The organism is Hyphomicrobium denitrificans 1NES1, assembly GCF_000230975.2.
In the GTDB taxonomy this organism is placed as follows: Bacteria; Pseudomonadota; Alphaproteobacteria; order Rhizobiales; family Hyphomicrobiaceae; genus Hyphomicrobium_B; species Hyphomicrobium_B denitrificans_A.
Genome location: NC_021172.1, coordinates 1,088,376 through 1,106,744, shown reverse-complemented (window position 1 = coordinate 1,106,744; position 18,369 = coordinate 1,088,376). Strand labels below are relative to the sequence as shown.

Annotated in this window: 18 protein-coding genes; 7 read left to right on the top strand and 11 right to left on the bottom strand. The window is 56.9% G+C overall.

Features of this window, described 5'->3' with window-relative positions; translation table 11 throughout:
* Positions 1-10: 10 nt before the first annotated feature.
* Both HYPDE_RS05280 and HYPDE_RS05275 read left to right on the top strand, forming a co-directional pair.
* Entirely contained in the window at positions 11-637 is a 627-nt protein-coding gene (locus tag HYPDE_RS05280; protein ID WP_051111973.1) for a hypothetical protein, read from the top strand.
* On the top strand, positions 634-1,398 hold the full coding sequence (locus tag HYPDE_RS05275; protein ID WP_244437784.1) for a hypothetical protein: 765 nt from the start codon (positions 634-636) through the stop codon (positions 1,396-1,398). Before HYPDE_RS05280 ends, HYPDE_RS05275 begins: the two co-directional genes overlap by 4 nt.
* A 98-nt stretch (positions 1,399-1,496) precedes the next feature.
* On the opposite strand, the gene HYPDE_RS19555 is transcribed toward HYPDE_RS05275, so the two are convergent.
* Positions 1,497-2,153: a helix-turn-helix transcriptional regulator gene (locus HYPDE_RS19555; protein ID WP_244437783.1), complete on the bottom strand. Its 657-nt coding sequence runs from the start codon at positions 2,151-2,153 to the stop codon at positions 1,497-1,499.
* 839 nt (positions 2,154-2,992) lie between these two features.
* Between HYPDE_RS19555 and HYPDE_RS05265 the strand changes: the two genes are divergently transcribed.
* From HYPDE_RS05265 to HYPDE_RS05245, 5 genes are all read left to right on the top strand, one after another.
* Positions 2,993-4,075, top strand: coding sequence for a DMT family transporter (locus HYPDE_RS05265; protein WP_015597356.1), 1,083 nt, complete (start codon positions 2,993-2,995; stop codon positions 4,073-4,075).
* Positions 4,072-4,368 carry a hypothetical protein gene (locus tag HYPDE_RS05260; RefSeq protein ID WP_015597355.1) on the top strand — a complete coding sequence of 99 codons (297 nt, stop codon included), beginning with the start codon at positions 4,072-4,074 and terminating at the stop codon, positions 4,366-4,368. The genes HYPDE_RS05265 and HYPDE_RS05260 overlap by 4 nt, the downstream gene beginning before the upstream one ends.
* 207 nt (positions 4,369-4,575) lie before the next feature.
* Positions 4,576-7,134 carry a TonB-dependent receptor gene (locus HYPDE_RS05255; protein ID WP_015597353.1) on the top strand — a complete coding sequence of 853 codons (2,559 nt, stop codon included), beginning with the start codon at positions 4,576-4,578 and terminating at the stop codon, positions 7,132-7,134.
* A 45-nt stretch (positions 7,135-7,179) separates the two neighbouring features.
* Entirely contained in the window at positions 7,180-7,716 is a 537-nt protein-coding gene (locus tag HYPDE_RS05250; RefSeq protein ID WP_015597352.1) for a hypothetical protein, read from the top strand.
* Positions 7,713-8,915: a cytochrome-c peroxidase gene (locus tag HYPDE_RS05245; protein ID WP_015597351.1), complete on the top strand. Its 1,203-nt coding sequence runs from the start codon at positions 7,713-7,715 to the stop codon at positions 8,913-8,915. The genes HYPDE_RS05250 and HYPDE_RS05245 overlap by 4 nt, the downstream gene beginning before the upstream one ends.
* 156 nt (positions 8,916-9,071) lie before the next feature.
* On the opposite strand, the gene HYPDE_RS05240 is transcribed toward HYPDE_RS05245, so the two are convergent.
* The 10 genes from HYPDE_RS05240 to HYPDE_RS19310 all read right to left on the bottom strand — a co-directional run bounded on the left by HYPDE_RS05240 (position 9,072) and on the right by HYPDE_RS19310 (position 18,210).
* Positions 9,072-9,764 (bottom strand): sulfite exporter TauE/SafE family protein, encoded by a 693-nt coding sequence (locus HYPDE_RS05240; RefSeq protein WP_015597350.1) that lies wholly within the window; start codon positions 9,762-9,764, stop codon positions 9,072-9,074.
* The gene (ccoS, locus tag HYPDE_RS05235; RefSeq protein WP_015597349.1) at positions 9,757-9,942 is read right to left on the bottom strand and encodes a cbb3-type cytochrome oxidase assembly protein CcoS; all 186 of its coding nucleotides are present in this window, start codon (positions 9,940-9,942) and stop codon (positions 9,757-9,759) included. The genes HYPDE_RS05240 and ccoS overlap by 8 nt, the downstream gene beginning before the upstream one ends.
* Positions 9,939-12,134 carry a heavy metal translocating P-type ATPase gene (locus HYPDE_RS05230; protein ID WP_015597348.1) on the bottom strand — a complete coding sequence of 732 codons (2,196 nt, stop codon included), beginning with the start codon at positions 12,132-12,134 and terminating at the stop codon, positions 9,939-9,941. The genes ccoS and HYPDE_RS05230 overlap by 4 nt, the downstream gene beginning before the upstream one ends.
* On the bottom strand, positions 12,119-12,610 hold the full coding sequence (locus HYPDE_RS05225) for a FixH family protein (RefSeq protein ID WP_015597347.1): 492 nt from the start codon (positions 12,608-12,610) through the stop codon (positions 12,119-12,121). Before HYPDE_RS05225 ends, HYPDE_RS05230 begins: the two co-directional genes overlap by 16 nt.
* Positions 12,607-14,091 carry a cytochrome c oxidase accessory protein CcoG gene (ccoG, locus tag HYPDE_RS05220; protein WP_015597346.1) on the bottom strand — a complete coding sequence of 495 codons (1,485 nt, stop codon included), beginning with the start codon at positions 14,089-14,091 and terminating at the stop codon, positions 12,607-12,609. Before ccoG ends, HYPDE_RS05225 begins: the two co-directional genes overlap by 4 nt.
* Positions 14,091-15,011 carry a cytochrome-c oxidase, cbb3-type subunit III gene (gene ccoP / locus HYPDE_RS05215; protein WP_015597345.1) on the bottom strand — a complete coding sequence of 307 codons (921 nt, stop codon included), beginning with the start codon at positions 15,009-15,011 and terminating at the stop codon, positions 14,091-14,093. Before ccoP ends, ccoG begins: the two co-directional genes overlap by 1 nt.
* On the bottom strand, positions 15,008-15,184 hold the full coding sequence (locus HYPDE_RS05210) for a cbb3-type cytochrome c oxidase subunit 3 (RefSeq protein WP_015597344.1): 177 nt from the start codon (positions 15,182-15,184) through the stop codon (positions 15,008-15,010). Before HYPDE_RS05210 ends, ccoP begins: the two co-directional genes overlap by 4 nt.
* A gap of 12 nt (positions 15,185-15,196) precedes the next feature.
* A complete protein-coding gene (ccoO, locus tag HYPDE_RS05205) occupies positions 15,197-15,934 on the bottom strand; it encodes a cytochrome-c oxidase, cbb3-type subunit II (RefSeq protein ID WP_015597343.1) in 738 nt (245 codons plus the stop codon).
* A 14-nt stretch (positions 15,935-15,948) separates the two neighbouring features.
* Positions 15,949-17,613 (bottom strand): cytochrome-c oxidase, cbb3-type subunit I, encoded by a 1,665-nt coding sequence (gene ccoN, locus HYPDE_RS05200; protein WP_041320020.1) that lies wholly within the window; start codon positions 17,611-17,613, stop codon positions 15,949-15,951.
* A 426-nt stretch (positions 17,614-18,039) separates the two neighbouring features.
* Positions 18,040-18,210 carry a hypothetical protein gene (locus tag HYPDE_RS19310; protein WP_187290865.1) on the bottom strand — a complete coding sequence of 57 codons (171 nt, stop codon included), beginning with the start codon at positions 18,208-18,210 and terminating at the stop codon, positions 18,040-18,042.
* Positions 18,211-18,369 lie beyond the last annotated feature (159 nt).

Sequence of the window (18,369 nt, the reverse complement as noted above, 5' to 3'; positions counted from 1 at the left end):
CCACAAGGTCATGGCCGAGGTATGCGCTGCATGGCTCGACGCGCCGAGAAAAACGCGATGCATCTCGATCATGGGCTGCGATGGCTCCGGCAAAACGAGCATCATCAAACGGCTCCGTGAATCCGAGCCCGAAAGGTTTAAAAGCTACGTCGGCAAGCGCCTTTATCGGAATTCCATTCTTTACAAGATTGCCGTCACCTTGATCCGTCCGCTCCTTTTCCAGGGGCGAGAGAAGTTTGACGACACGCTCGCGCCCTTCAACTACCTGCGCGCCGCAGCGGCACTTCCTCTTTTGAACATCTTCTCCGGAAGCAGGCTAACGCTCGTCGATCGCGCACTCACCGATTTTCTGATCGTCAACCGAAAATCCGACAACCCAAGGCTCCACTGGGCATCGGGTCTCGCCCGAATCTTTGGGCAAAGAATTCCCATCGTCCATCTCCTGGTTCCCCAAGAGCGTCTCTCTCAACGCAAGCGAGAGATGACCAAAACGGGACACGCGAAATACGATCGAATGCTGTTCGACTGTTTATCTCTCCGTACACCGACGATGTACGTCTTGTTCCATAACGGCGGCGGCATCGAAAAATCCGCTGCTTCGGCTCGAAATATCATACTGCATTTATCGAGAAAATGATGGCAATTCACGACATCAAACAGCTCGTCCTCGCCCTACGGTCCGTGCATCGAGACAGGGAAAACCAAGTTGTATTCGGCCCCACAGCGCCCAAAACAGCTGAACTCATTTGGGTTGAGCCGAAAAAAATCAATCACTATCTCGGAGATTTGCCAGAGGGTCTCAACATTCGTCGCACAAGCGGCCGCATTGTGGATTTCGAGCGCCGGGGTTTGCATCTTTCTCCCCTCGAAGACCTGATACAGGTGAAGTCCAGCTTGATGCATTGGCGCGATGGTTTGCCATGGGAGAAAACACCGGACTTCATCCACCGCATGACACGCGTAAAGCTTTTGCGGGCTGGTATTCGCCGCAATACCGAATCGGCGATAGTACGACGCTATCGGACGCTTGACGAAATCTATAGCAGGATTGGGCAAGATCGGGCGTTCAAGACCCAAAAACAATTGAAGCGCTGGAATTTCCGTGAGTTCGGGGGAGTTCAAATCTGCATCGATGGTTCCGGACGATTGGGTATCATGCGCGGGTCCGGGCTGCATCGTATAACGATCGCCAAACTTCTCGATTTACCCTACATCCCTGCGATGGTCGGGTTGGTCGATGTAGGTGCTATCTCTTATCTGGAGTTGCTCAGACAGCCGCCTGAGCAACGAACGAAGACTGATCGTAGCGTGCCCAACATGATCGGCGATTATCGTTTGGCCGAAGAGGCGTCATCTACGCCCTTGCTTCGGCCATCGCTGCAGGGCAGTGCGCGCTGAACACCGTAACGGACTGCCGCGACCCTGAGAGATGGCTCGTGCTTCTCAGCGAAGAACACCGCTTCGGGGCATGGCTTACGGGTTGGGCTGGAGAGGCGTCACCTGAAAATCGCCGTGAATTTATTCACAAGCGCCCGCTCCGACGTCACACCGGCTTTTCGGTAAATACGCAGGCGGCAGTTCTTTATCGTACCTTTGCTAATCTGAAGCTTCTGCGCAATTTGCCCGGTACTTTGGCCCATCATGATCAGCGCGAGGATTTCTCGCTCTCTTCGCGTGAAGTCATTGAGCGTGGCCGCAACTTGATCAATGTAGACAGGTTCGCTTTTTGCCGAAGGTCGGGGCTCCAAGGCGAAGATGCGTCCGCCCGGCGCCAAAGGAAAGTGGCGGTCCAGCGCCTCAGAGCGGAGAATGAAGTCCTTTAGGTCGTATTTCTGGGTGGCACTATTTGCCGATGCGCAGACGATCTCGTCAATCGCTGGGTCTGCGGCCGCCGCCTGGATCCAGGAATCGCTGGCATAGACTTGTTCGTGGAACCGATCTTGAATGAGAGTGGGACGCTTGATGAAACCTCCCATTTCAGTGCGGTTCGTGTATCGGAGCCCATTGAACAGCCAACTGAGGTGAGCATGATGGTAGCCGTCCAGAGCGGGAAAAATGAGTTCCGCCCGTTTGACGTCGGAGGGAGAAAAAGTTCCCTTCTCTCGCACCAGGAAGAGTGCGAGGCAACAATGCCCAACCGTGGTGAAGAACATCGCCATTTCGTCGGAGATGTTGGCGGCTCCCCCGAAGATTTTCGAATATATGATGAACTCTACGTTTTCGGATTTTAGACGCGAAAGCGTCAAGACACCGGGAGTTCCACGAGTCTTCCAGTGGTTCGAGTAAGGATCGATTGTGGAGCATTCACGGGTATAAAGCTGAACGATTTCGTCCGGAACGTTGTGCGTGTAGAGAATGTCGGGCGGCGCAAAGCGCGAGTACCGCATGATCCAGCTGGAGTCGTGCTTTATCGCCGAGCCGAAGAGATCGAGTAACTCCCTGTGGAACGTATCCCGGCCGATTGACATTGCGACACGGCCGGTCCGATGGAACCATTGCTCGTCAGTCAGGCGTGTAACCGGGATGTTCTTGGCATTGCCACTCATCGCGTGAAGCCGACCATCCTTCTCCAAGCAGCGGACAACCGCGCGACGAACGTACCATCATCAAGCAATAGGATTTTGCCAATCCAGCTAAGCGCAGGTTGGCCAGCAACGTCAATTGCCCGAGGATGTGCGCTGCGGATCTCAAGCGATAGAACCGACAGGATTGCCAGCGTCTTCGCCACAGGCCATCGCATGGGCGGTGGGGAGCGTGTTTTACTTTCGGAACACGTCCTGGAAGCTTGTTTGGCATCAATTACTTGACTGCCGTCGACGGCTGCATATCCATGCGCATAGTGCCAATCGGCACCATTGCTGATCTATTTCAGTTGAAACCTAATCCATAGGAGACAGTGAGTAAGAGACGGCGTCGCCGATGTTCGCGCTTTCGCAACTGCAATCCGCGGTCGTGATCGCCGAACGGGGGCTCAGAATGGAGAGACGTTCTTATGACCACAATAGCGGCCGTAGACTCGCTGCGGACGGCCGCGCTCAAGGCGCACTATTCGCGCTTGCAGCGATGGGGGTTCGTCTGGGCGTTGTGGACGGCGGTCCTTTGGGGCGCATGGTACGTTCCCGGAACGGCGCTATGGTACGAGAAACCCTACGTCGATATTCCAACCGACCAGATGGGCCTACGCCTTGCTGCGACGGCGGTGATGACGTGGGTGCACGCGATCATGGTTTTTGTCTTTTTGTTGCTGTGGAATGGAGTACTCGGCAAGATCGCTGATTACGGCCGCACGATGGTCCGTTTTCGCCGTATATCCAAATGGTATGCACTCGCATCGCTGTGTGGAGGCCCGCTCGCGATATTTGGCTCGTATATGGCAATGGGCTTTGTCGGCCCCGTTTTTGCGGCCGTGACGTCGCTCTTCTATCCGGTCGTCGGCGCCGTGGTCGCGCGCTTATGGTACAAGGAAAAGATTACCGGACGCGCCGCCCTCGGGATGGCGATCATCATCTTGGGCGGAATGGCGATTTACGGCCCCGGTCTGTTCGGTGAACTCGACATTTCAAGCAATCATGCCTGGCTCGGCTATGTCGGCGGCATCATGTCGGCGGTCGGCTGGGGATTGGAAGGCGCCGTCGCTGCCAGAGCGATCGACGTATCGGACCCCGACGCCGGCATTCAATGTCGCTTCAGTTTCGAAGTCCTGTTCTGGGGACTTTTAATTCTACCGTTTCTGGCGATTTTCACCGAATTCCCGATCAGCAGCCTCATCGTCGATACGGTCACGCACGGCAGGGCCATGCTTTGGATCATTCTTGCGTCCGCCTGCCATGCTTATTGCTATACGGCTTTCTACAAAAGCTTCAGCCTCATTGGGGTCGCCCGCGGCGAGGCCATCGGTAACCTGTACGCAATCTTCGCGCTCATCTTTATCGCCATGTTCACGCTGCAGCTTCCGCAGTGGTACTTCATAATCGGGCTGATCCTCACGGTACTCGGCAGTTTCGTCATGTTCAGCGAACCCGCCGAATCCGTTGCACAACTGCGCGATACCGACACCGGATTTAAGACGCCATGAAGCTGCACCAGAAAGGATTTCTGTTGGTCGAGCTCAACAGCGTCGCCGGCTTGTGGGACGAAGACCTGATAGCAAGGACGCTGCGCGAGTACGGGCACTCGGGCGAGTACTGGGAGAATTCCATTCGTGTGGCCCTCGACGAGCTCGCCGCAGCCGGCCTCATAATCCGGCTTCAGTCGAAACTGAAAAACATCCGCGACAAACCGATGCTGACCTTCTTCTATGCCGTTACCGACTTCGGCAAGGCACGGATGATGGATACAGGCTTACTCACGGAAGGTTCGGTCGAATGAGCGCTTTTTGGGGATATGCGGGAGCAGACTGGCTCGCCATCATCATCATCGGCGGCGCGACGGCCGCTTGCCTCGCCTGCGCACTCTTGTTCGTGAAGCGGTACGGCGCCTAGCCGTCGCGCCATTGCATGTAGACCTGCTACCCGCGACCACTGCGATAGGTCTTTTCCGATTCCATCATCAATGGCGCCCGCATTGAAGCGGTAGATGCCGTCGCTCGCCAGAGACGTTGCAATAGGCGAGAATGTCAGTCCGATCTACGGGCTGCGGACAATCTCAGACAGTCATCGGCCCTCCACCATAGCCACCGCTTCTGCTCTTCTCACGGCAAGCGCGATCGCGTCTGCAGTCCTTGCTGCCGACAACATGCAGACGGCAGACGAATTCCGCACCAGCAAGCTTCCGCGATCGCGCATGTTGATTTGTCGCAAAGCCCACACCATTGAACTCTGTAGAAAACTCGATATAGTCACCAGGCTATCTAGCATAAGTAAATTTGGCTATATCGAGGTTCTGGGGGAGCCAATGCGTTCGCGAAGTGTTTGCGCGTCGGCGTGTCTCGCGCTGGCAATGACTTCTGTTGGCAATGTGAAAGCACAAGAAGCCAATAGAAATGATCAAGGCGCGTCCGAAGTCGCCTTGCCGCCGGTTGTGGTGGCGGCACCAAAGCAGCGCATTACTCAAAAACCACGCGCGAAGCCCAAGGGGAGCGATAAGATTCAATCGGATGGGACAAGCGGCCAAGCTCAAAAGGTCGACACTGATGGTGAAGGTGACGGAAGCTTGTCTGGTCACGGATTACCCGGCACTGCAGGCGTCTTTACGCTCGGCCAGATCGATATGGTCGGCGGAAGTTCGATTACGAACGATGCGATGTGGACGTTCTCGAAGACCACGTTGGATCAAGCACTGGCATTGGCTCCCGGTGTTGCCGCTTCGAATTCAGGGGGCACGCGCAACGAGCAGCTGATCTTTGTTCGCGGTTTCGACCGTTGGCAGGTTCCAATCTCAATCGATGGAATCACGATCTACCGCCCTGCTGATAACCGCATCGATTTCGCCAGCTTTTTGACGGCGGATGTATCGGAAGTCCAAATCGCGAAAGGCTACACATCGGTTCTCAATGGACCGGGCGGCATGGGCGGCGCAATCAACCTCGTGACCAAGAAGCCGACCAAACCCGTCGAGGGGGAAGTCCAGGGCGGCATGATGTTCGGGACTGATGGGCAATACGAAGGGTACAAGACTTACGCGTCGCTCGGAACGCGGCAGCGTGGATACTATGCACAGCTGAGCGGCGCTGTCCTCGATACCGATGGTTGGTTCCTTTCGAATGATTTCAAGCCGACGCCTGTCGAGAATGGCGGCGAGCGGGATCATTCCTATAAAGACAATTGGCAGATCAGTGCGAAGCTCGGCCTAACACCGAATACAACGGATGATTATTCCATCAACTTCGTGCGCATGAATAATGCAAAGGGTGCACCGTACCATGTGACGGACCCTGTCGCGAACCAACGCTATTGGGATTGGCCGGATACCACGCAGCAGAATCTCTATTGGCTCTCGCACACAAAGCTCGGCTCCTCATCGTTCGTTGAAACAAAGGCTTACTACACGACCTTCAAGGATAGCCTGGTAAGTTACGACGATCCTGCGCAAACCACGCAGATGACGCCGAAGGCTTTCATCAGCGACTATGACGATTGGGCAGGCGGTGGCAGCATCCTTTTTGGAACGGATGTGACGCCGTGGGATACGTTCAAGACGACGTTCTTCTATCGCCGTGACCAGCACGATGAGACACAAGCCTACAATGTCAAAGGCGTATCGTGTGGATCGACGAAGCCCTGCTTCCAGGAACCCAACCAAACTGATCTCGAAGACACGTATTCAATCGCCTTTGAGAACACGATCCACGCCACCAATCGGCTCGATATCGTGGCTGGCATCAGCTACGACTGGCGCAAACTTTATGAAGCCCAGGAATTCACGACGACCGACGGTCTCTTTGAATACGACAAGAAGGATTCAGACGCCTTCAATTGGCAATCCGCGATTGCCTATCGTTATGACGACTTCAGCACCGTGCACGCCAGCGTATCTGATCGGACTCGCTTCCCGACGATCTTTGAGCGCTTCAGCTCACGCTTCGGCGGCGCCACGTCTAACCCGGACCTGGAACCCGAGCGGTCTATCAACTACGAAGTCGGCTGGACCAACAATTTCGCACGCAACAGCCAGATGTCGGCTGCCGTGTTTTATAGTGACGTGACGAACCTTATCCAGTCGGTTCCCTTTATCTATCAAGGAAATGCCGTCACTCAGAGCCAAAACGTCGGCGACGGCCACTATTATGGCATCGAGTACTCGGTCGACTACGCGGTGACCGACTCGCTTCTGATTGGCGGCAACATCACGTGGCTGCAACGCGATATTCATAATCCGACGAACCCATCGTTCGAACTGACAGGAATGCCTACGCTCAAAGGCATCAGTTACCTCACGTATAAGATCACCGATGCGTGGAGCATTACGCCGAACGTCGAGTTCGCGTCCGATCGTTGGACCGTCACGACCGACGGGAAGCTCTATTACAAAACGGGTGCCTTTGCGCTCGCGAACTTCCAGACCGAATATGACCTCAGCGACAAGACGAGCCTTCTCTTTACGGCACGTAACATCTTCGACGAGAACTATGTCTTGACGGATGGTTATCCTGAAATGGGGCGCAGTTTCTATGCCAACATGCGCACCCAATTTTAGATCCACACCCTGACACCCCATTGAGGTTTGATAAGGAACAGAGAGATGCGCATCCACCGCACTTCGTTCTGGCGCCTTTTACCCATTGCCGTCCTGGCGCTAACGGGCATGCATGGGGTGGCGATGGCCGAGACATGCAGCGGTTTCAAATGGCCCGTCGATACCGAAATTGGCTTGATAGCGGCGCATGAGGCCGAAGCGGTGACAACAGGCGGCACAATCGCATCGATCCCCACCAAGGCGATCGAGCTCAGACTTGAACCGTCGCCGACCGTCAAATTTCCGATAACGCCGGGGATCAAGAAGCAAGCGATACCTCAAAACAGCTTCTCCGGATGGTTGACGATCGCCGGCGTGCAGAAGCCCGGGCTTTATCAAATCACACTCCCAAATCACGCCTGGATCGACGTCGTACAAAACGACGAATTAGTCCAATCGACTGCGTTTTCGGGTGACCCGAATTGCAAGACGGTGCGAAAGAGCGTGCGGTTCGAGCTGGGTGTCGGTTCCGCAACCGTACAGATCGGCGGGGCATCGGAGAATTCAATCAAGCTGACGATCCGCGAGGCGGATGGAAAATGACGATAAGGGTCTTGAGGCTCGGTACGAAGAGCCGGCTTCGAAAGGGCGTCATGTCCCTTTTCTGTGAAGTCTCAGTCGTCGTTGCGATTTTCTGCTGCCCATCTTTTCAATCTGCATACGCGGAAAGCTTGGATACGCGCGAAGAGCTTGGAAGCGCCCTCTTCTCCGACCGAAATCTGTCATTCAGTCGCAAGCAGAATTGCATGAGCTGCCATTCTCCCGAGCTTGCGTTTACCGACCCGAGAGCTTTAGGCGAGATCCAAGGCGCAATTTCTCGCGGTGGCGATGGCCGTTCGCTTGGCGACAGAAATTCCCCGACGTTATCCTACGCTCATATGACGCCACCCTTCCATATTTTGGGCGACCGGGAGGCGGTGGGTGGAATGTTTTGGGATGGCCGGGCAGAGAGCCTGGAAACGCAAGTCGGTGATCCGATTCTCAACCCGGTGGAAATGGGCATGCCCGATAAAGGGAGCGTCGTTTCCCGTCTTCGCGAAAATCCGGATTATCAAGCCGCGTTCAGCGCTCTTTTCGGAGACGACGTCCTGGCGGATACGCCTAAAGCCTTCGCGGCACTAAGAAGCGCGATCACTGCATTTCTGCGTACCCCAGAATTTTCACCCTTCGACTCCAAGTACGATCGTTCGTTACGCGGCGAAGCGCCTTTGTCCGATACCGAGATCCGGGGTCACGACTTATTCTTTTCCAAGGACGGCTCCGGCTGTAATCGCTGCCATTCGAGCGCCGCCGTTGCCGGGGTCCACGGTGAAGCGTTCACAAACTTCGGATATGTCAATTTGGGCGTACCTAAAAATACCACGGTACGGCGACTGAACCGCAGCGATGCTCAACGCATCGATCACGGTCTCATGGAAAATCCCGCTGCAAAGGGTTCTGAGTTCGACGGCAAGTTCAAAGTTCCGACGTTGCGCAACGTCGCAGTCACCGGGCCATATATGCATAATGGCGTGTTTCAGGAGCTAAGGACCGCAATTCTTTTTCACCAGCGATATTCAACGAGCGATATCGCCAAGACCAATCCCGAAACTGGCAACCGTTGGGATGCGCCTGAGGTCGAAACCAACGTTGTCGAAGCCGATCTCAGGGCTCAAACGCTCGCAGACAGCGACATCGACGCGCTCATTGCTTTCCTGAAAACATTGACTGACCGGCGTTACAAAGTTCTCGTTGCAAACTAGGAATGCCGATGTTGTGGGACCGGGAATAGGTTCAAAGCGGACCAGTTAGAAATTGTGCTGTCCAAAATCCTCTGTCGTGCCGCGTTCTCGGACTACAATAACCATAACCCGATCAGGAAAACCTCGCGCGGCGGGCTCGGTGAAGTCCCGCGGTCACTATTTCACCGCGCACAGCAAGCTGGCGAAATGCTGCGGAAAGTAGGCGATGGCAACGCCACCGGTCGCGAGGACAAGCCCGGCCAAGAGCTTCAATCTCGTTCCTGCGGCGCGCCGGTTGAGCCACATGACTCCATAAGCGGACGCAATTACTGCCGGCACGGTGCCCACGCCGAAACCCAGCATGAACGTCGCGCCTTGAACGCCAGTCCGCGTCAGAGATGCCAGAAACGCAGCACCATAGACCATCGGGCAGGCGTTTAGACCCCAAACGACGCCGAGCGTCACCGGCGCGAGATAACGGCCCCGGCCGGCAGGCCGCAACATGGTGTTTGCTCTTGATGCGAGAGCCTGCATGCCATGATCGATGAGAGCCAGCCTCGGCATAAGTCCGGCGAGAACCATTCCCATCCATAAGAGCGACGCCGCCGCTGCCCACTGCAGAACAGCCGGGCTGCTCAAGGACGAGCGAGCCAGCAACTCGCTGCCGAATGTGCCGGCGATGCCGCCAATCGCGGAATAGGTCGCGATGCGCCCGGCTTGCATCAGAAGAAGATTGAGGTTCCTGTCTCCAGGCGTCTTCGCTCCAAGAAGCAGATTGGCGCCGCAGGCAATGCCGCCGCACATCGTGCCGCAATGGAATGCACTCGCAAGCCCGACGGCGGCACCACGAATGAAACTCTCGTCAAACATCGCCCGCTGGGCCTCGTTCCGATGGCGCCTCAATGCAATCAGTATCATCGCTGATGGCGCGCCACTTGGCGCCTTCAAGATCGTCGAATTGGCCACTGCGGAGCGCCCAGAGGAAGGCGGCGAGCCCCATCATACCGAGCGTCAACGCAGCAGGAATGAGCCAAGCGAGCGCGGTCATGCCGATGTTCCAACCTGTGGTAGATGCAGCCTCATCGAGCGGAGTCGAAGTGCATTCGCAGTGACTATAATCGAAGAACTCGACATGGCCAACGCGGCGATCAGCGGCGTAACGTACCCCATCATCGCGAGCGGCACGAAAACCGAATTGTATAGGATGGCGATTGCAAAATTCTGCAGCGCCAAGCGGCGTGCAGCCTTGGCAAGCGCGAGCGTCTCAATGACCGGTCGAAGAAGCTCACCTTGAAAGACCGCGTCGGCTGCATTCTGCGCGATGTCGATGGCTGACGCGGGCGACAGAGAGGCATGCCCGGCAGCGAGGGCGGGCGCATCATTGAGGCCGTCGCCCACCATCAGTGCTTTATATCCTTGCGCCTTTAATGCTTCGATCGCCTGCAGCTTTTGATCGGGACGAACTTCGGCGGCCCAACCCTCAATGCCGCAAGCAGCCGCCGTTTGCGCAACGGTCTCACGCCGGTCTCCAGATAACAGCCTAACCAGGTATCCGGCATGCTGAAGCTCAGAGACGCACGCAGCCGCATCCTTCCTTGGTTCATCGATGAAGTCGAAGCCGACAGCAGGCTTGCCTTCAACCGCATACCAGATCGATGCGCACCCATCTTCGACGCCGGCCCAGGCGGCAGATCCAACCTTTTCTTCGATGCCAGCTGAGGTTGCGATGAGGCCCGAGCCTGGAATTTCTTCGACGCCCTCGACAGCATACGTTCGAATGCCTTGCGCGCGTGCAGCCCTCGCGAGCGCTTTGGCATAAGGGTGCTTGCTCACCCCTGCGATCGATCCAGCTCTCCCAAGCGCAACCGTATCGACATCGTCGCCTGCCTTGAGCCGCAGCTCACCCGTCGTGAGCGTTCCGGTCTTGTCGAAGACAACGCAATTGATTTCCGCGAGACGCTCTAGTCCGTCGGGCGCTTTTACGATAACGCCCCGGTTGAACAAACGGCTCATTGCTGCGACCTGCACTGCGGGCACGGCGAGAGCCAAGGCGCACGGGCACGTGATGATGAGAACGGCAATCGCGTGCGTGAGAGATTGATCCCACGGCGCACCGATCGCCATCCATCCGATAAACGTCAGCAACCCCAGAATATGAACTGCGGGAGCGTAGATCTGCGAGGCGCGATCCGCGAGACGGACATAGCGACCGCGGCTTTGCTCCGCAGCCAGCATCATGCGGCCGATTTCGCTCAACAGCGTATTGTCTTCCGACGCGGTGATGCGGACATTCAGCGCCGCGCCGCCGTTGACGGTGCCCGCGTATACGCAATCCCCGATCGATACGGCACGCGGCCGCGTTTCACCGCTGATAAGGCTTTCGTCGATTTCGCTCCGGCCGGAGATGACCTCTCCGTCACCTGCAATGCGCTCGCCTGCAGCAACCGCGATGACCATGCCAGGCTTAAGGGAGCTTGCCGGAACGACCTTGGTCGTTTGATTCCTCTCGACAAGCGTGGCGTTTATCGCTCTGAGGCCAATCAGGTTCTCGGCTGCCCCGCGAGCCTTTGTTCGCATGCGCTCATCGAGCGCGCGGCCGATCAGCAAAAAGAAAAGAAGCGTCACTGCGGCGTCGAAGTAGATCTGCTCCGAGCTGCGCATCGTCTGGAAGAGACTCATCCCCGTCGCCAGCAGGACGCCGAGCGAGATCGGTACATCCATGTTGAGGCGCCGCGATTTCAACGCCGCAAGAGCCGACTTGAAGAAGGGTTGTCCGGCGTAAGCCACGGCCGGCAGAGCGATGAGCGCCGATAGCCAATGGAACAGATCCTTGACGGAGCTGTCCATGTCGCTCGCCTGCCCCGACCAGACGGATACGGACAGCAGCATGATGTTGGCTGCAGCGAAACCGGCAACGCCGACGCGAGGGATAAGCTCGCTTGCGCGTGCAGTCTGTTCCGTCTCGACACCATCCGCCAGCAGTGCAGCTGGAAATCCCGCGCGCTCAAGAGCCGTCGTCAGATCGACCGCAGAACTGAGAGAAGGATCGACGACCACCGATACCCGCTTGGTCGAAAGGTTTGCGCGGGCAGCTTCGACCCCACGTAACGCACGAAGCGTGTTTTCGACAGAGCGAATGCAATTGCCGCAAACGATGCTCGGCACCGAAAGTACGATGGTCTGCCGCGTTTCTATGCTCGGCGCATGGCTCGCGACGGTGGCGTCTAGGGCTGCTTCCATATCCGGGCCCTCGACCTGTAAACGACTTTGTCGTTTTCCGAAGCGCTGACCGAAAGCGTCCACGCCCCGTCCGACAGTCCGACTATGTCGGCGCCGTAAGTGCCGTTCCCTGCAGGTTCCAGCGCAACGCGGCGATCGAATATATCCGTTGTTGCGCGCCCGATGTCCGCCTGCAAGCGAAGGCCGTCGACGGGTTGTTGATTTTCATCCGTAAGAGAAATTGAAAGACGTCCCGTGCGTGAATCGAACGTCCGATTTTCGTGCCACCCGAGCCGATCCTGAACGGCTCCTTCCTCCAGCGTCTGGTTGTATGCCAAGCCTTTGCGATAGGCATCGGCCGTGTCGCCGCTGAATGTTGAAACGGCCTTGGCAATCAAAACACCATCGACGGCGGCCACGGTCAGGAAGAACCCGACCAGAATAGCCAGAACATGCCATCCGCGAAGTGACCCCTTCGATGGCGCAGCGATGTTCATGACGGACTCCTGAATGTCGTGGTGCGCGACGTTGTCCGCCCGTTCGCCACGTCGTCGAGCTCAATTGTTACAGGCTCGGCGTCCGATTTGAGTTCCTTCCTTTTCTCGCCGGGGAGCAACAGGAAGACCTTGACCGCTCTTACTTCAGCCGGGCCGACTTCGATCGTCGGATCGGTGCCGTCGAACTCCACGAATTTCGGCTGAAGTCCGGGCGGGCCGCTAAATCGCAGCTTGAAGTGCCGTACGCTTTCGACCTTGTTCGCGACCTTCACCGTATAGCCATTGCGAAGTCCGCCGTCGCTCAGCACGACGAACAGTGGATTGCGATCCTGGATGACACTGAGTTCGAAGTCGGCGCGGTGCAACAGAGACCATCCCATCAGCGATGCGACGAGCGTGATCAGAGTCATATAGAGTATTGTGCGCGGACGAATGATCCGCCAACCTTCACGCGGCGCATTCGTAGCGTTGGCAAGATTGCCGATCGTCGTGTAGGCGATGAGATTGCGCGGGCGTTCCACGCGGTCCATGATCTCGTTGCAGGCATCGATGCAAAGCGCGCACTGAATGCATTCGAGTTGCGATCCGTTGCGGATATCGATGCCCATCGGACAAACGGCAACGCACGCCCTGCAATCAATACAATCACCGCGGCCATCCCACGTCGTGCCCTTCTTATGGGGGGCGCGCGGCTCTCCGCGGAGATCGCGATATGAAATAAGGAGGGAATCGCGATCGACCATCGCGCCTTGGATGCGCGGCCACGGACACATGTAGATGCAGACCTGCTCGCGCGCAATTCCTCCGAGCAGATAGGTTGTCAGCGTAAAGAGCCCGAGAAAGACGTAGGCCACGATAGGCGCCGTCCCGTGTATCAGTTCGACACCGAGCGTCGGGGCATCACGAAAATAAAAGACGAGCGCGCCGCCCGTCGCGACGGAGATCGCCAGCCACGACAGATGTGTAAGCGCCTTCTTCGATATTTTTTCGAACGTCCACGGCTGTCCATCGAGCCGTAGCTGCGCATTGCGATCACCCTGCCAGAAGCGTTCGACCGCAATCATCAGATCGGTCCAGACCGTTTGCGGACAAGCGTAGCCGCACCACATGCGGCCCGCGATCGACGTCGCGAGAAACAACCCAAGCGCACCGAGCACCAGAAGTCCGGTGACGTAGTAGAACTCCTGCGCCCAGATCTCGATGGGGCCGAACAACAGCCGTTGATTGGCAAAATCGAACAGAATGGCTTGATCGGGCAACCCTTCTCCACGGTCCCAGCGTATCCAGGGGAGTAAATAATAGATGCCCAGCGTAATCGCCATCACGGCCCACTTGATGTTGCGGAACGTTCCTCGCGCAAGCTTGGGATAGATTTTCTGCCGTGACGCGTAATCCGAATGCGAACGAGCAGAAGGAGATGGCGCGGAGCGAGCGCCATCCGCTCCTACGAGAAACTTGTTCTGTTTTTCCGCCGCATTCATTATGGTTTGTCTGCCGCCGATGCTGGGGCCGACGTGCTTGTGGCGTCGGCTTGACCCCCGCCGAGGGAGTAGACGAAGAGCGTCAGCATTTTAATTGCGACGGGATCGAGGCGCTCGGACCATGCCGGCATTATTCCACCCCGTCCCGTGCGAACGCTCTGCATCACAGCATCTTGCGAGTTACCATAAAGCCAGATGGCATCCGTCAGGTTGGGAGCGCCCATCTCCTGATTGCCTTTGCCTTGCTCGCCGTGGCAGGCGGCGCAGTTATCGGCAAAGATCTGGGCGCCTCTCTTGGCTGCAGCTGCGTCAACGTCAAGATGCGAGAACGAACGGACGAAGTTAGCGACGTCGCTGATCTGCGCTTCATCTAGAATCTTGTCGATCCCGAAGCGCGGCATCGCCGTGTCGTGGGCATTCGGATTGCCGTTTCTCACGCCGAAGGCGATGGTCTGGTGAATCTTTTCGAAATTGCCGCCCCACAGCCAGTCGTCGTCGTTGAGGTTGGGATAGCCGATGCCGCCCTGCGCTCCGCGCCCGTGGCAAGCGGAGCAATTCTCGCCGAACAGCGCCGCGCCGCCCGCAATAGAGAATTGAAACAGCTCGTCGTTCTTGCGGATGTCGGCGAGCGACATGTCCGCGATCTGCGTACGATATTTGGCATGGCCCGACTTCCACGCATCGATATCGTGCTGGACCTGATCGCGCTGGCTGTAGTTCAGCACGCCCTTCGTATAGCCGTTGATCGTCGGCCAGGCTGGATACACGATCCAATAGCCGATAGACCACAGGATGCAGGCATAGAACGTGTAAAGCCACCACTTGGGCAACGGCTTGTTGAGTTCGCAGATGTCGCCATCCCAGACATGTCCGGTTGTCTCGACACCCGTTACTTCGTCGATTTTCTTACGGTGGCTCATTGTTTGTCCCCATCGGTCGGGGGCGCATCATCGCGAAACGGCATTTCTGATGCGGCCGCGAATTTGGCTTTGTTGCTTCTGCGAAAGGCGTAGATGTACGCCACAACCATAATGCCCATGAAAAGTGCGAGCGACGCAATCTGCGTGACTACCTGAATGTCTTCGTAGGCCAAGGCCCAAATCTCCTATCGCAGGTTGGGACCGCTGGCGTCGAACTTGGTGAAGTCGACGAGCGTGCCGAGCATTTGCAGGTAGGCGATGACAGCATCGAGCTCGGTCGGCGGAATGTTGTCCCCCGCCGGCTGACCGTCGAACTTTCGTACTTGCGCCTTGGGGTAGCGCGCGAGAAGCGCCTTCGCTTCTTTCGTATCCGGCGATATCTGCGCAACGACATCCTTGTCGGCGTTCGCGATCATCTCATCGGTGTAAGGAACGCCCAGCTCTTTCTGAGTTTTCATGCGCTTCGAGATGTTCGAATAGTCGAGGAGCGTTTTGCCGAGGAACGGATACCCAGGCATGATGGAAGCCGGCACCACAGAGCGCGGATCGTGCATGTGCTCGACGTGCCAGGCATCCGAATATTTGCCGCCGACGCGCGCAAGGTCGGGGCCTGTACGCTTCGACCCCCACTGGAAGGGATAGTCATACATGCTCTCCGCCGCGAGCGAGTAATGACCGTAGCGTTCGACTTCATCGCGCAGCGAACGGATCATCTGGCTATGGCAATTGTAGCAGCCTTCGCGCACGAAGATGTCACGACCCGCAAGCTCGAGCGGCGAGTACGGCCGCATGCCCTGCACCTTCTCGATCGTCGATTGCACGTAAAACAGCGGTGCAATTTCAACGATGCCGCCGATCGACACGACAATCAGCGCGGCAATCAGAAGAATAATCGAGTTTCGCTCTAAGATAGCGTGGTTCACGATTGTCGCTCCTGTTATTCGGCGGGCATGGCAATGGCGCCGGGGCGCAACTCGGGCGCTGCGGCGACCGGAGGCTGATCTCGGACATCGACAGACTCGTCGCCGCGAATCGTGCGCCAGACGTTGTAGGCCATGATCAACCCACCAAGCAGGAACAGCACACCGCCTGTCGCCCGGATGACGTAAGGCCAGTGCAACGCCTCGACCGTTTCGATGAAGGAATATTTGAGGAAGCCGAGGCGGTCATAAGCACGCCACATCAGACCCTGGGTGATGCCGGCCACCCACATCGACGAGATGTAGAGAACGATACCGATCATCGCGAGCCAGAAGTGCCACTCGACGAGCTTCATCGAGTAAAGCCCCTTGCGCTTCCACAGCCACGGCACGAGGCAGTAAACGGCGCCGAACGTGACCATGCCGACCCAGCCGAGAGCTCCGGAATGAACGTGTCCGATCGTCCAGTCAGTGTAGTGCGAGAGCGAGTTGACCTCTTTGATGGACATCAGCGGTCCCTCAAACGTTGACATTCCGTAGAATGCAACGCTGACGACAAGCAGCCGGATGACGGGGTCTGTTCTCAGCTTGTCCCACGCGCCGGAGAGCGTCATGAGTCCGTTGATCATGCCGCCCCAGGACGGCATCCACAGCATGATCGAGAACGTCATGCCGAGCGTCTGCGTCCACTCCGGCAGAGCCGTGTAATGGAGATGGTGCGGCCCCGCCCAGATGTAGAGGAAGATCAGCGACCAGAAGTGCACGATCGACAGCCGGTATGAATACACCGGCCGCTCGGCACGCTTCGGAATGAAGTAATACATGATACCGAGGAAGCCGGCAGTCAGGAAGAAGCCGACCGCATTATGCCCGTACCACCATTGCGTCATCGCGCCCTGGACACCGGGGAAAAGCGGATAGCTCTGCGTTCCGAGAAACGACACGGGAAGCGCGAGGTTGTTGACCAGATGCAGCATCGCCACCGTGACGATGAAGCCCAGGAAGAACCAGTTCGCGACGTAGATGTGCGGTTCCTGGCGGCCTTTGAGCGTGCCGAGGAATATGAGCAGGTATGTGACCCAGACGACCGTCAGCCAGATATCAGCGTACCACTCGGGCTCCGCGTACTCCTTGCTTTGGGTCACGCCCATCAGATAGCCCGAAGCGGCGATCACGATGAAAAGCTGATATCCCCAGACGACAAACCACGGCGCCCATTTACCTGGAAGCCGTGCCTGACTCGTCCGCTGGACGACGTAAAGCGACGTCGCGATGAGCGCGTTGCCGCCGAACGCAAAAACAACGGCGGAGGTATGAACCGGCCGAAGGCGCCCGAAGTTGGTCCAGGGCAAATCCAAGTTCAGGGCCGGAAACGAAAGCTGCCAAGCGATGATATCGCCAACGAGAAATCCGGCGACGCCCCAAAACACGCACGCGATCGTAGCAACACGAACAGGACCGTCGAAGTAGCCGGAACGTTTCTCTTGTCTGAGGTTCGTCGGATGAGTCGCGACATATAAGCCGGCTGCCACCGACGCCGCCAAAACGATGAGTCCCTGCAGCCGAAGAATATCTTCCTCTCCGGCAATGGCAAATACGAGACCAATCGCGCCGATTATGACCGTGCCAATCAGCGCCAGCGTGTCGCTTAGCCCCGAGCGCTCGTCCAATACATCCTGCAAAGCTGCCTCCCGATCCCAACAGGGAGCGCACACTCGGACGGTAGGCCGCGAGCAACCTTGATTTAGGTCAAGTGCGTCAATTGAGGCGGCGCCCAAAATGCTTTAGGCTGGCGTTCAGGGCAGTGCTACCAGAGTCACCGACGGAACCAATGGGTGTGGCGTAATCAAGGGATCTGGTGGAACCAGTGGCGAAGACGGAACCAACTTTGATGCCGGGATCAGAGGATCAAAGGGAACGACATCGCGCACAAGCACCAAAGGCACCGATGGAACAATAAACAGCGCCAGTGTCGGAATTAGCATTCCATATGTTGGCGCGACGGCAGCCATCAGCCGGACCTTCAGCGAATAAACGACCCACCACTGTAGGTGATTAAGAAGTGGGTCGTCGAAACCGAACCAATCTTGAAAGTTCGCTCGGCATCATTATCTCACAAGAAAAAAATACATTGCCAATAAAAGGCATGCAACGAAGGCAATGATCATTCTTGTGATGCGTAAAGCGCTTTTATAGAAAGCTATATGTTCGTCAAAGTCAGCAGCATTCCCTTCCTGCTCACCTTCTCTTTTCAATATACTTAGCGCTGAATCCGTCATGCTTGCCTCCAGCTCACAAACCCGAATTCTTCAAATCTTTACCAAGTGAACCTGCGTTGAATATTGACCTCGATTGTTGGTCGAACCGGAATGGATCGACGATGCAATCCTAGCCTCGATCGATTCGATTTGGGAGCGGGCAAATCATGAGCAAAGTCG